This window comes from Rhodanobacter aciditrophus (assembly GCF_042679525.1).
Classification (GTDB): domain Bacteria; phylum Pseudomonadota; class Gammaproteobacteria; order Pseudomonadales; family Marinomonadaceae; genus Marinomonas; species Marinomonas aciditrophus.
In genome coordinates this window covers 195,616-208,787 of record NZ_JBHTMN010000004.1, presented here as the reverse complement: position 1 = coordinate 208,787, position 13,172 = coordinate 195,616, and the positions used below count along the sequence as shown (strand labels likewise).

Genomic DNA, 13,172 nt, shown 5'->3' with positions numbered 1-13,172 from the left:
TCTGCTCAATGAATTAAATGACCGCCTCAAAACACTCTAATTGAGGATGACCTAAGTACATGTCTCGACGGCTACCAGCATTCGCATGGGCTTTTCGAAATGCTTCAGAATGGGTCCACGCTTCAAATGCAGCTTTGGATTCCCATACGGCGTGAGAAGAAAACAGGGTGTACTCTTCTGTAGTAGCCCCTTGTAGAAGGTTAAATGATTGGAATCCTGGCACCTCTTTTAGGTAAGAATCACGGCCTTTCCAAACGTCAATAAACTCCTGTTCACACCCTAGTTTTATCTTGAAACGGTTCATGGCGATAAACATAACAACTCCTGTTGGATCTTCTTTGCAACACTCCATTGGGCCCATATACACAGGCTCTGAATCAGAGTGTTAATCGGTCACTGATATAGTCTAAAAACGCTTGAATGCGGCTCGACAAAGCCGTGTTTCGATAATAGACCGCATGCACTAATTCTCTTTCATTGGGGCTCACTACCACGTCTTCAAGGACGCTGACCAATCGCCCTGCGGTAACGTCTTGCTTAATCATAAACTCTGACATCAGCGCCAAACCTTGGCCATGCAAACATAACTGGCGCATGGTTTCACCGCTACTGCAATACAGGGTGGGCTTTAGCTCGCCACCCTGTGCAAGCGGCCAACGACTCAAATGGGGCGCATCGGTGAAGCCTAACAGCTGATGGTGCCTGAGATCGTCCACAGTGCTGGGGACAGTGTTACGCTTCAGATAATCTGGAGATGCCACCACCCGTAGCAGACTGCGCCCGAGGAACCTGGCATGTAAGTTGGAGTCTTTCAGAGCTCCGATACGAAATGCCAGATCCGTACGCCGCTCGATTAGGTCGATATTGTTTTCACTGGCCACCAACTCTAGCTCAATTTTAGGGTAAAGGGCTCGAAAGCCATCAATATGTGGCACCAATTGATGCAGGATAAAGGGTGTTGCCGCATCCACTCTCAGGCGGCCAGCGGGGGCTTCTTTGAGGGCTTTTAAAGACTCTTCTGCCACCATGAGTTGTTTCAATCCCAGTCGTACTTGGTCCGTAAAAGTACGCCCTTCTTCCGTCAACTCTAGCTTGCGAGTGGTGCGGTTCAGTAAGGTGCTATCTAGCTCCTTTTCTAAACGTGAGACCGCTCTCGACACCTTCGCCACCTGCAAATCCAAAATACGAGCCGCCTGAGAAAAACTGCCGCAGTCCACCACGGTTAGCAATATCTCTAAATCTTCACTTCGGGAAATTATTGTCATATTTGCAAAAGTAATTTGTTGTTAATGCTGTTTTTGCAAAAAATAGCATTGGGCATACTTCTCCGCAACCTAAACATCTCGCCTAATTGGAGGCCCAAATGCCCATTGCATTGTTAGCACTGACACTCAGTGCCTTCGCGATTGGAACCACAGAGTTCGTCATTGTCGGACTGGTGCCCACTATCGCTCAAGATCTTAACGTATCTCTACCATCCGCAGGTTTATTGGTGAGCTTATACGCCCTCGGCGTTGCCATCGGTGCTCCTGTGCTGACCGCCCTAATGGGACGCTGGAAACGCAAACAGGTGTTGCTCAGCGTTATGAGCCTATTCGTTATTGGCAACCTTCTGGCTTGGCTCGCCCCAAGTTATGAGGCTCTGATTACCGCTAGGGTGCTTACTGGTTTAGCCCATGGGGTGTTTTTCTCCATCGGTTCCACCATTGCTACCAGTCTGGTCAGTAAAAACAAAGAGGCCAGCGCCATCGCCATCATGTTTACCGGCTTGACCGTTGCCCTAGTGACAGGTGTGCCTCTGGGAACTTGGATCGGTCAGCATTTCGGCTGGCGCGCCACCTTTATGATTGTCTCAGCCCTAGGATTAATTGCTCTGATAGGGAGTGCTTTATTGATCCCGAGAAATCTAACGCAAAAAGCCCCTGCGCCTATTAAGCAGCAGTTAAATGTGTTGGCTCAGCCTCGATTGCTGTTGGTGTTTGCCATGACAGCCGTGGGCTATGGCGGCACTTTTACAACGTTCACCTTCTTGGCTCCCATTTTGGAACAAGTCTCCGGCTTTCAAGCCAGCACTGTCGGATTAATCATGCTGGTATACGGCGTCTCTGTGGCCGTGGGCAATATCTGGGGTGGCAAGCTGGCGGATCGCCTTGGCCCCATCAAAGCATTAACCATTATTTTTGTAGCCTTAGCCCTCATCTTAGGGATCTTTACCATGACTGCAGGCCATCCAGTGCTGGCAGTGCTGACCATTCTAGTTTGGGGCGCCTTCGCCTTTGGTAACGTGCCTGGGCTTCAAGTGTATGTTGTACAACTGGCTGAAAAATACACGCCCCATGCGGTGGATGTGGCGTCAGGTTTGAACATCGCAGCGTTCAATGTGGGTATCGCCCTTGGGTCTATTCTCGGCGGGCAAATCATTAACCATATGACCCTGATGGATACCGCTTGGATCGGCGCTCTGATCGTCCTTATTGCCCTAGTGCTCACCCGCCTGTCGGGCGCCTTAGAGCAACCAAACGTCGCAATCAGGAGATCAATTTAAACGCTTTGAACCTAACCCTGACCGAAGCTGACATGAGTCGTATCGCTACCCTTGATCAAGGGGAACGCATCGCCAACCCAGACTTTGCTCCCCAATGGGATTAATAGCTCCTGAGTGCTAGATAGCAAAAAGCCAACCTTTGATGGGTTGGCTTTTTGTTGCATTCAGTGGCTAGTCTTGTCTGGTTTTTGGCCTTCATCAGGCCTTCTTCACATATTTGGCAGTGATGAACATATCCCCAGCACCATCCACTTTACAGTCTAACTGATGATCTTTTTTGTCATGAATTCGCTTTACAAGGGCTTTGGTGCCAATTTTCAGACCTTGGGAACTGCCCTTCACTTTTAGATCTTTGATCAAAGTGACTTTGTCACCCTCTTCTAACAAGGCGCCATTAGCATCTTTGACATTCACTGCCTCATCTTCCGCTACTTCTACTGGGTTCCATTCATAGCCGCATTCAGGACAGATCAACAATTCTTGATCTTGATAGACGTATTCAGATTGGCAGCTAGGACAAGAAGGTAAAGACATAGGATTCACTTGTGGTCGGTAAAAGAGCGTATGGTAACGACTCTTTTACCGATATCCAACCGAGGCTAGTTCATTTGTTGACACTGAAACATGCGTCCGCCGGATTCAAATAGAGCTTCGTTGCCCTTTTGCCAAAAGCTTAGCTCCCCTTCCCCGTACTTAGCACCGGACCCGGTTTCCATACCTGCAAGTACTGTTCGTTGCTCCCCAACCGTAAGTTGAATCGCATCTTCTCGAAGCAATCGAATGGCAACTTCTCCAGCGGAGCCACAGTCAAAATACGTCACAGATTTTGACGCTTTATCATGAATCACTGGAGTTGACGACATCTCGATCATTTTTAAACGAGGCTTACCGGCTGCATCCTCTGCCACCAGCCAAGTATCCGCTAATCGATGTATGGTTACCGTTTCTTGCAAGGCATTTAAAAAGCGCTGTTCCTGACGCATCAGGGCCGGAGCACAGGCCATGCGTGTGGAGATAGCTTGGCTCAAGGCCACCGTTTCCCCTTCGTCGGTCATGGTGGCAGAATACTGATTACATCCTGTCACGCCTGATACCTGTCCTTCTCCGGTAAACATCAGTGTGACCATGGAGCTATCAATTACGCCCCCTTGGTCAATGCTTTCTACCTGCCATTGACCCGTTAGATCACTTACCGAAACACTTTCATAAGAGGTGGTCTCGGCTTTTTGCGATGCACATCCTGTTATCGCAGAAGCCAAAAAAACACACGAGCCAAATCGTAAATAAGACATTACTTTCCCCTAGTTTCATCCAATGAACTCAAAAGCGTAAATTTAGGCAAAACCTTGCCTCTTGAATACATAGATCCCTATTTATCCATATAGCGTACAGAAAGCTTACAGCTTGCAGTGCCTCCCATTCGTCAATACAAGAAGTCCGTTAAGTAATACGTAAAAACACCAGTCATTACCAAAAACTCACAGAAAATCAGAGCCCTCTTCCCTACACTGCAAAAAAAATTAGATCGTGATGTGCTCTATGTCTCAAAGAAAAGCCCTATGGCTCAAAACAACCTTGGCAGGCGTCCTTGTGACACTGGCTTTTCCCATTACCTTGATGATGGGCAGCTATGTGAACGCGGGGCATGGATTGTCCGTCAAACACGATCAGGGATTAGAATTTGAATGGCAGGACACTCAAGCTAAAAACCATGCTTTCAGTGATCTGGAGTCCGATGCTGTGTACTTAATGATGGGCTTCTTCTCCTGCTCAGAAGCCTGCCCATTGCGAGTCCATCAGCTTCAGCAGCTTAGCCAACAACTGGATGCCAAGCACCCTAACAGCTCAGTTCGCTTCTTCATGATCACCATCGACCCTATCAATGAACCGGCGGATCTACGTGAGCGGTATTTTGCTAGTTTATCTGATCGCTTCATCAGTGCTTCATTAGACGAAAAAACCCTTAAACGATTGCAATACCAGCTGGGGGAGCGCGTTCGAAAAATGGGAGACACCCTATCTCATGCGGGACATCTCTACCTATTAAACAAGGACAAAGAACTGGTACGGATATACAGCCAATTGGCACAACCAAAAGGCGCCTTATACAGCGACCTTACAACAACTGACCTTTTAAGGAGCGCCTTATGATGGATGCACTCTTACTGAAGCGTGACACCTTCATTTATCGTATTTTATTAGCTCAAGCGCCAATCCTGTTGGTATCGGGGTTCTTTGGAGCCAAGCTGATGACTTTTTCTGTGCTGTCGGCCGTTATCATCGCCGTTGTATCCAGCATTGCTTTTTTCCTGTTAAAAGGCACTAAGGCCTTTGGCATCCTCGCTGCTGTTATCATGATGTCCGTGTCAGGGCTCTTGATCCAATCCCAGCTGGGTATGATCGAAATGCACTTTCATATCTTTGCCACCATTGCCGTATTCCTAATCTATGAGCGCTATCTGCCATTTATCGCCGGATTGCTGACCGTAGCCGTTCACCATTTGCTACTTACCTATTTGCAAATGAACGGCAGCATGATTATGGGCCTACCGGCCATGGCTTTTGCTGGCGACTGTAACTGGGGCATTACCTTCTTACACGCGGCATTTGCTGCCGCAGAGACCGGTATCCTAATTTTCATGGCGCACCTAATGGCCCGTGAATCCACAGCGAATCGCCGTATCGCAGATGTGGTCAACCAAGTCTCCTTAAACAATGACCTCACACCCCGTATTGATAATGCCAAAGGTGAATCAGAGCTGGCTCTGAATGCCATGCTGGACTCCTTGAGTGGCATCTTTAAAGACTATCTGTGTATTGCCAACCGCCTGTCTGAAACCTCTGAAAGTATTCAGAACATCAGCCAGATGACCATCCAGACCAGTGACACGCAGCGTCGTACTACAGAGCACCTAGAGGAAGAAACCGCGAAAATGATGGAGCAGGTGGAGCAAACGGCTAACAACTGTTCCAATGCAGCAGAGCTAGCGTCAGAAGTGGAGTCTTCCAGCGCAACGGATCAGCAAGATGCCAACGTTGTCGCTAAAGACATGCAGACACTGGAGCAAGAAACCTCATCTGCAGTGCAGTCTATTAATGAGCTGACTCAGGAAGTAGCCTCCATCACCAGTGCATTAGAAGCCATCCGAGGCATCTCAGAACAAACTAATTTGCTCGCCCTAAACGCTGCCATTGAGGCCGCCCGAGCAGGAGAAACAGGCCGTGGGTTTGCGGTGGTTGCCGACGAAGTACGCGCCCTGGCACAACGCAGTGGCGAGTCCACTGACGAAATCGAAAAAGTCGTTGAACGCCTCAATCAGAGCATGATCAATGCGGTCAGCTCAATGGACTCAGGAAGAAGCCGTACAATTGAAAATGTCAGCAAGGTACAAGGCATTGCCGATCGCATCTCCAGCAGAGCATCTCAAGTGAGCCAAGTATCTCATATGAACCGAGCTACGGCAGACGACACGAAAAACCAAGCCTCCATGCTGACTGAAGTGGATCGCCAACTGGCAGAAAACTGCGCCACTCTTAAAGAACTGGCCAGCGAAATTCACAAAGTCTCAGGCTTAGCAGATGAGCTGAGCACTATTGCCACCGATTACAACGAGAAGTCTAAAATCTTCAAATTGGCATAACCCTCTACTCCCTAAAAGGCACGTTTTCCTTCCGGATTCGTGCCTTTTCTTTTTCTGCATGGTTAATGTTTAGAAAGTATCCCTTTGAACACAATATGCTAAGGTAGCGTTTTCAAACATTATGTCCGAGAGGCCCTATGTTCCATCGACTCGTGTTCACTGTTGCGCTCACTGTTTTTACCACTGTCAGCTATTCCGCAGAGCACGTGGTAAAAATGCTTAACCAAGGAGAATGGGGCTACATGGCGTTTGAACCCAGCTTTTTGAAAGTCGAGGTGGGCGATACCGTGACCTTTGAGCCCACGGATTATGGTCATAACGCCGTCACAATAAACTACATGATTCCACGCGGAGCAAACCGTTACCGTGGTGATATCAATAAGCCGATTACCATGACCATCAATAAAGCAGGCTTTTATGGCATCGAATGCGCGCCCCACCTTACCATGGGGATGGTGATGATCATCCAAGCGGGTGAAGGAGACATCAGCGAATTCGACATCCCTAAAACCCTGCCTAAACAGCCCAAGCTACGTTTCAACGCCATCAAGGCTTCAGTGCTTGCAGAGTAAGTTTTTTAGACATAAAAAAAGGCCGCCTAATGGCAGCCTCTTTCGGTAAGCAATGAATCAGTGATGATTAGATCGCTACAATGTTCTCAGCTTGAGGTCCTTTTGGACCTTGAGTCACGATGAACTCAACTGCTTGGCCTTCAGCCAATGTTTTGAAACCAGATGTTTGAATAGCGCTGAAATGAGCGAACACGTCTGGACCAGATTTTTGCTCGATGAAGCCAAAACCTTTCGTTTCGTTAAACCATTTTACGGTGCCAGTAGTTGTCGTAGACATAATAAGTATCCTGTAGATATAAAAAATAATGTGCCTTTTTAGGCGGAATAGCATGGAAATGAAGACAAAGTTTTAAATACTGCAGGACGGAGAACTACGAATAACGCTACGCAAAGAGGAAGTAAAAAGACGCTGTGTTTCTAGCTGCGGTTAATCTATAGACAATTGTTAACTCGGTCAAGATTTATTTCATATATATTCAGAAGTTCACCAATTAACGCGCTCTTACCAACTCTACCGCCTAACAAGATGACTAAAACTGCTTTGTCATCTTGCCTACATTAAGCTCATAGGTGGTAAAGGTATCCCCTAGCATTTGAGTTTCAAAGGTGCGTTCTGCCAGTCGGTGCAAAAAGTTATAAGCGGGTCGAGTATGCAATAAATGAATGTAAACCGTCTCATGCTGGAACGCCTCACACCAGAAAATCAATTGTTTAAAAATAGCCTTACCGATCCCCCAACTACCGTCATCCAACACGATGGCAATTTCATACCCTAACTCTGATTGCTGTATCCCACACCAGCCCACGGGAGTTTCATCCAACAAAGTAGCGCGCACTAAGCAGCCATCACAGGCGTCTTCTTCGACCTTATCGACGACCCAGTCCCTCACCCGCTGTAGGTCAAATACGTCGTGTTCGATCAAATGCTTACGAGTACTGGATTTATTCAAAATGGGAAGCAGATCGGCCGCAGCAATCTGGTCCAAGGGTAGATACTGAATACTGTCCATCGTGTTTAGGGTCTCCATGGCGGTTAATTATCTAGTTAGACGCAGGTTCGGATGATTTTGTTACAGGGGAATGGATATTGCAGCATTTTATTTATGACTCTTTGACAAGGATACTTTCATGAATGATATCAGTTCCTTAAATCAACTCCTGCCCGATTGGATGCTCTCACTAGTGGGCGTATTGGTCATTATCAGTGCGTTATTATTAATCAAACACTTCGTGTTAAAGCGCTTGATTCGTTTAGCCAACAAGAGTCAATTCTTTCTAGATTCACTCATTCTCACCGCGATTAAAACACCTCTCTCTTTGGTCATTGTCTGTATCGGCATCTTTATTTTAGAGCGCCTACCCGCTAAAGAGACCGAGTTTTCAAAAGCCATTGAAGGTTCAACGGTCTATGTGGTGCCTATCTTATTAGTCTTAGCCACAGTGCTGTTCTTTGATCGCATTGTCGCAGGCACCATCAACCATTACAGCACCAAGTCCACCCTACTTCACAGTAGCCGCCCGATTGTTAAAGGCATCAGCCGCTCTTTTGTATTTGGTATTGGGGTTTTAATCTTGTTGGGTACCTTGGGAATATCCATTACCCCATTGATTGCTTCCTTAGGAATCGGCTCATTGGCGGTAGCTTTGGCTCTGCAACCGACCTTAGAAAACTTCTTTTCTGGCGTACAGCTGCTGGTAGACCGACCGATACGGGTAGGAGATTTCATCGAGCTGGACTCTGGCGAGCAGGGCTTCGTGGAGAAAATCGGCTGGCGCTCGACTTGGATCAAGATGCTCCCCAACAACACCGTTATCATGCCCAACAGTGTGTTGTCTGAGTCAAAAATCATTAACTATTTTTACCCATCTCGTGAAATGTCCGTGCCTGTAGAAGTGGGGGTTCATTACGATTCAGACTTAGAGCAGGTAGAAGAAGTGGTCATTGACGTCGCCAAAAACCTGATGAAGGAACACGAATTCGGAGTCCCGACCCATGATCCTGTTGTGTTGTTTCACACCTTCGACAACTCCAGCATCAACTTTACCGTGATCCTAAGAGGTCAGGAGTTTTTCCATCAGTTTTTCTTGAGAGCCGCGTTTATCAAAGCCCTACATAAACGCTTTAAAGAAGAGCAAATCGTCATCCCTTATCCAATCAGTGCTATCAACACCGATCAAGAGAATGCCAAGTTTATGACCATAAAGGATCAGAACTGATGTCACCCAGCTGATGCTAAAAGAGTCATTAATTAAAATGTCGAAAGCACAATATAGGTGGTTTAAGCCTATTTGGAGACAATGCTTATCTTGGCGTGGTGGGTCGAAAGCTGAATGTCCATCTCTTCGTCTGACGAGTTTTGCCACTGATGAAGCGCTTTCAGCTGCTCAATTAACAAGGCTTTATTGTTGGAAGAAAGCTCGTTAAAAAGCTTTAGCACGGTTTGAGAGCCAGCTGTTAAATGTTGCTCGTCATGGTGACCATGCCAAGCCATTACATTACTACGCTCCAAGAAGCTAGGAATACTCGACTCAGGTTGCTCACAGGCTGCATAAAGCATAGACGGCGTTGTGCCTAACGCTTGAGAGATCTTCTGCAAAACCTTCTGGGAAGGCTGTCTCAGGCCTTTCTCAATACGCGAAATGTTACTGGTTGCAATATCTGCTTCCAGCGCGATTTGCTCTTGAGTCAATTTACGCTGCTTGCGCAAGATTTTAATAACATAGCCAATATTCATAGCGGAATTATCCGTATTTTCTTGCCTAAACGGCAAAACCAATAGGGCAAATTAATCGATATTTTTTTGCCATCAGGGCAATACACCAAAGGCAAAACCCTTGACATTTATTGCCTATGGGGCAATATTGACTTAACAAAGCCGTTGTTGTTTTTCGAAAACAAAGATCGCGAGTTCTTGTACAAACTTCAGCAAACAGTAAAACTTTGGCGAATATTTGATGTATAGCGATAAGACTGATTTTGAGACTGATGCACATTTTTTACAAGATACGAAAGGATGCTTTATTGTATTAGATCGTAATGATTGTCTAGTGTTTTGTAACGAGGCACTGAATGCAATCTACTCTGAATCCAAACAACTATACGCCCTACCCTCAGATAGTTTTTGGCTGAAGGATGAGCAAAGAATTTTTGATCTCAATGAATTTAACGGTTTAATCGGAAATGAAATTGAACTTTTATTCAAAAGTAAACTTAGCGGGTTTACTGAAGTCAAATTAACCATCAATGAAATAGAAACCCCTAGCCAAAAATACCTTGCCGTCAGTTATGTTGAAGAGCCGATTGCAACACTATCCCCCCCCTTCAAAGACTCAAGAAACGCTTATAGATCAATTGGTAAGAGATCTTCACTATGGCAAATTCTCAGTCCACTACCAGCCTCAAATCAATACAATTAATAGAGAATTATTTGGCATTGAAGCGCTCTGCCGATGGGATCGAGGACAAGAAACACCTATTAACCCAGATGTATTTGTTGCCCTAGCGGAAGATTTTAACTTTATTTCTGAGTTGGATATCTGGGTACTTGATCAGGTTTGTCACCAGTTAACAAAATGGCAAGATAAAGGCATAGAAATCCCAATGACCTCGGTGAACTTTTCACCTGTTAGCCTTAATAACCTAAACACCCATAGCAGAATATTAGCGACATTAAATAAACACCAAATCCCTACTGATAAAATCACCATAGAAATTACAGAAGGCAAAAAAATACATTATTCCGATGCTGTTATTTCCTCATTGAATCATTTAAATGCCTTGGGAATAAAGTTTTCTTTGGATGACTTTGGAATTGGTTATTCAAACTTTAAAAGACTCACAAGAATCCCTGTCTCACAATTAAAGTTAGACCGATCATTCGTATTAAACCTTCCTGAAAACCTCTATAAAGAAATCAGTGCATCTACTTTATCCATAGGCAAGAAACTAGGACTGTCCGTCATTGCCGAAGGGGTGGAAAATACCGAACAACTGGAAATACTGGAAGATCTAGGCTGTCAAATTTATCAGGGATACATGTTTTCAAAGCCACTTTCCGAGGCAGACTTTGAGAACTGGTTTTTCAACATCAGCAATCGCTGGGGTCGTTAGACTGCATCAGCACAAGTTAATGTAAACGCTTAACCTCCATTGAGCTTGTGTTGAATGCAGATAGCAGAATGGGCATCATTTGCCCCATACAAGATTTGGCTCTCGCTCAGTGGATAGGCTCCCCAATTGGATTTTTGTGCCCCTTTCATCAGCCGAGCCTGAAGCACCATGGCGACACCGGCCCTTGCACCTATAGTGTTCTTTTCACCGGCTAAGCGCTTTAAGATCAAAGACAAATCCTCCGTATTTACGATACTCATCCCAAGCTTGCCTCGTAATTCACGGTTGTCGTCTTTAAGCCCAAAACCCACTTTTTGAATCTTGGCATTGCCTAAGATTTCTGCCGCCGCGGCCAATGCAGCGGGGAAGCGTGTGGGAAATAAAAAACCCTGTGTTAAGGTCGCCAGCTGAATCAAGGTTGGCCCAGGGCTGACTTCGCCTTTGCGAAAGATCGGCTTACTTTCTGTGTCATAACCAACGCTTTCTTGCTGGCGTAACACGGCCAATGCCTGCTCAGCCTGATCCTCATTTTCAACCACTAAAATATCTGCCAAGGCTAAGCCCACATAAGGAGGCAATTGATTGATCTGTTCTTTCGTCGGCCTTTGCATCGTTTCGCTCTTATCTAAGTCTTTTTTAAGTAGGCACTCTATTTACGCGATTCACCTTAGCTTGTCGAGGACGATGCCCTCCTTCCATACAATAAAACCCTAGTCCAGCATGGCTGAACTAGGGTTGAATCGATCTTAGACTAACTCAGAAAGGACGAATAAAAGCCCCCCCTGATGAGCAAGCCTGATTAGACGTTAGACAGCTCAGAGTTCACATAATACTTAGGGCTAAACTGAGTGATCACGTAATACAAGACTGCACCACTGATGGCTCCCGTAAACCAGCCGTAGTTGTAGAACCACATTAAGGTATCAAAGGTGATAGCGACCATGGTGAGCGACACAGGAATCAAGAAGGCAAACATACCCGCCCAATTCACCGCAGGATAAGCGTCTTCTTGATACAGAGCCAACACATCTAGAGTCTGCTTTTTGGTTACGAAATAATCCACAATCATGATGCCAGCAATCGGCCCAAGCAGACTTGAATAGGCCAACAGCCAGTTGGATATAAAGCCCTCAACACTCACATCGGACGCGACCCAACCAAGCTTTTTCATCAACTCCCAACCCATCAGAGCGATCCCAACCACACCGGTCAACAACACACCTTTTGTATGATTGATGTACTTTGGCGCAATGTTCTGGAAATCATTGGTAGGAGAAACCACATTAGCCGCAGTGTTAGTAGATAAGGTGGCGATAATGATCATGATCATGGCCACAGCCACCACAAAAGGATTATCGATCTGGCCCACTAGAGTAATCGGGTCAGAGATGGTGTAACCAAACATTTGTACTGACGCGGCGGTCATCACCACACCTAAGGACGAAAACATAAACATGGTCAGCGGCAAGCCAATGATTTGACCAATCACCTGATCCTTTTGCGACTTGGCGTAACGGCTAAAATCTGGAATGTTCAGGGACAAAGTGGCCCAAAAGCCCACCATGGCAGTCAATCCAGAAAAGAAGTATTTAGCAAGGCCATCGGTTTCAGGACGGTTAGCAGGCGTTGCTAGCAGCTCCACATAGGAGACCTTGCCGCTGGCCCAGAATAACAAACCCAGCGATACCACCAATAATAAAGGTGCAGACAAGGTTTCTAACCACTTAATGGAATTAGCCCCTTTCAGTACCACCAAGACATTCAACAACCAAAAAATGAAGAAACCAATGACTTCCCCGACGCCCCCTAAACTCGCCCAAGCAGAAGAGATCGATGAGAGAAATAGATGAATAGCCAGACCGCCAAACATGGTCTGAATACCAAACCAACCACAGGCCACCAAACCACGAACCATACAAGGAATGTTCGACCCTTTTATACCAAATGAAGAACGGAGCATGACAGGGAATGGAATGCCGTATTTCGTCCCTGCAAAAGCGTTTAAGGTTAATGGAATCAGCACGACTATATTGGCGATCAAAATCGTCACCAAGGCTTCCACCACAGACAAACCAAAATAGTTGGTTAAAATCCCCCCCAACGTATAAGTCGGCACACAGATAGCAATCCCTACCCACAAGGCAGCGATATTAAATTTCCCCCAGGTTCGTTCAGATACTTTCGTCGGCGCCAAATCCTCATTGAAATTGTTACTCGACTTTAGATCTTCCCCGACTTCTAACTCGTAAAACTCATCAATCTTTTTCATGCTTGAATTCATTTCTAGGTCCTCATTGACTAAG

Annotated in this window: 16 protein-coding genes; 7 read left to right on the top strand and 9 right to left on the bottom strand. The window is 46.0% G+C overall.

Features of this window, described 5'->3' with window-relative positions; translation table 11 throughout:
* Window positions 1–13 precede the first annotated feature (13 nt).
* Window positions 14–316 (bottom strand): antibiotic biosynthesis monooxygenase family protein, encoded by a 303-nt coding sequence (locus tag ACFQ45_RS03730; RefSeq protein WP_377365463.1) that lies wholly within the window; start codon window positions 314–316, stop codon window positions 14–16.
* Window positions 317–377: 61 nt separating this feature from the next.
* Window positions 378–1,265, bottom strand: coding sequence for a LysR family transcriptional regulator (locus ACFQ45_RS03725; RefSeq protein WP_377365461.1), 888 nt, complete (start codon window positions 1,263–1,265; stop codon window positions 378–380).
* A 98-nt stretch (window positions 1,266–1,363) separates the two neighbouring features.
* On the opposite strand from ACFQ45_RS03725, the gene ACFQ45_RS03720 reads away from it, so the two are divergent.
* A complete protein-coding gene (locus ACFQ45_RS03720; RefSeq protein ID WP_377365459.1) occupies window positions 1,364–2,545 on the top strand; it encodes an MFS transporter in 1,182 nt (393 codons plus the stop codon).
* 198 nt (window positions 2,546–2,743) lie between these two features.
* Here the strand turns inward: ACFQ45_RS03720 and ACFQ45_RS03715 are convergent, their stop codons facing one another.
* Entirely contained in the window at window positions 2,744–3,079 is a 336-nt protein-coding gene (locus tag ACFQ45_RS03715) for a zinc ribbon domain-containing protein YjdM (protein ID WP_377365457.1), read from the bottom strand.
* A 65-nt stretch (window positions 3,080–3,144) separates the two neighbouring features.
* The gene (locus tag ACFQ45_RS03710) at window positions 3,145–3,837 is read right to left on the bottom strand and encodes an META domain-containing protein (protein WP_377365456.1); all 693 of its coding nucleotides are present in this window, start codon (window positions 3,835–3,837) and stop codon (window positions 3,145–3,147) included.
* 247 nt (window positions 3,838–4,084) lie between these two features.
* Here ACFQ45_RS03710 and ACFQ45_RS03705 point away from each other — a divergent pair, with 247 nt between their 5' ends.
* The 3 genes from ACFQ45_RS03705 (at window position 4,085) to ACFQ45_RS03695 (ending at window position 6,758) form a co-directional block, all read left to right on the top strand.
* Complete coding sequence (locus ACFQ45_RS03705) at window positions 4,085–4,696, top strand: SCO family protein (protein WP_377365454.1); 612 nt, start codon at window positions 4,085–4,087, stop codon at window positions 4,694–4,696.
* Window positions 4,693–6,186: a methyl-accepting chemotaxis protein gene (locus ACFQ45_RS03700; protein ID WP_377365452.1), complete on the top strand. Its 1,494-nt coding sequence runs from the start codon at window positions 4,693–4,695 to the stop codon at window positions 6,184–6,186. The genes ACFQ45_RS03705 and ACFQ45_RS03700 overlap by 4 nt, the downstream gene beginning before the upstream one ends.
* A gap of 137 nt (window positions 6,187–6,323) precedes the next feature.
* Window positions 6,324–6,758 carry a pseudoazurin gene (locus ACFQ45_RS03695; RefSeq protein WP_377365451.1) on the top strand — a complete coding sequence of 145 codons (435 nt, stop codon included), beginning with the start codon at window positions 6,324–6,326 and terminating at the stop codon, window positions 6,756–6,758.
* Between the two features lie 67 nt (window positions 6,759–6,825).
* On the opposite strand, the gene ACFQ45_RS03690 is transcribed toward ACFQ45_RS03695, so the two are convergent.
* Both ACFQ45_RS03690 and ACFQ45_RS03685 read right to left on the bottom strand, forming a co-directional pair.
* A complete protein-coding gene (locus ACFQ45_RS03690) occupies window positions 6,826–7,035 on the bottom strand; it encodes a cold-shock protein (protein ID WP_377365449.1) in 210 nt (69 codons plus the stop codon).
* Between the two features lie 253 nt (window positions 7,036–7,288).
* Entirely contained in the window at window positions 7,289–7,768 is a 480-nt protein-coding gene (locus tag ACFQ45_RS03685) for a hypothetical protein (RefSeq protein ID WP_377365447.1), read from the bottom strand.
* A 118-nt stretch (window positions 7,769–7,886) separates the two neighbouring features.
* On the opposite strand from ACFQ45_RS03685, the gene ACFQ45_RS03680 reads away from it, so the two are divergent.
* Window positions 7,887–8,975, top strand: a complete 1,089-nt coding sequence (locus ACFQ45_RS03680; RefSeq protein WP_377365445.1) for a mechanosensitive ion channel family protein — start codon at window positions 7,887–7,889, stop codon at window positions 8,973–8,975.
* A 68-nt stretch (window positions 8,976–9,043) separates the two neighbouring features.
* On the opposite strand, the gene ACFQ45_RS03675 is transcribed toward ACFQ45_RS03680, so the two are convergent.
* Entirely contained in the window at window positions 9,044–9,493 is a 450-nt protein-coding gene (locus ACFQ45_RS03675; RefSeq protein WP_377365444.1) for a helix-turn-helix domain-containing protein, read from the bottom strand.
* A 220-nt stretch (window positions 9,494–9,713) separates the two neighbouring features.
* On the opposite strand from ACFQ45_RS03675, the gene ACFQ45_RS03670 reads away from it, so the two are divergent.
* On the top strand, window positions 9,714–10,175 hold the full coding sequence (locus ACFQ45_RS03670) for a hypothetical protein (RefSeq protein ID WP_377365442.1): 462 nt from the start codon (window positions 9,714–9,716) through the stop codon (window positions 10,173–10,175).
* On the top strand, window positions 10,060–10,869 hold the full coding sequence (locus tag ACFQ45_RS03665) for an EAL domain-containing protein (RefSeq protein WP_377365441.1): 810 nt from the start codon (window positions 10,060–10,062) through the stop codon (window positions 10,867–10,869). The genes ACFQ45_RS03670 and ACFQ45_RS03665 overlap by 116 nt, the downstream gene beginning before the upstream one ends.
* A gap of 29 nt (window positions 10,870–10,898) precedes the next feature.
* Here ACFQ45_RS03665 and ACFQ45_RS03660 read toward each other — a convergent pair whose 3' ends face one another.
* Entirely contained in the window at window positions 10,899–11,480 is a 582-nt protein-coding gene (locus tag ACFQ45_RS03660) for a 3'-5' exonuclease (protein ID WP_377365440.1), read from the bottom strand.
* A gap of 188 nt (window positions 11,481–11,668) precedes the next feature.
* Window positions 11,669–13,150: an NCS1 family nucleobase:cation symporter-1 gene (locus ACFQ45_RS03655; RefSeq protein WP_377365439.1), complete on the bottom strand. Its 1,482-nt coding sequence runs from the start codon at window positions 13,148–13,150 to the stop codon at window positions 11,669–11,671.
* Window positions 13,151–13,172: the final 22 nt, after the last annotated feature.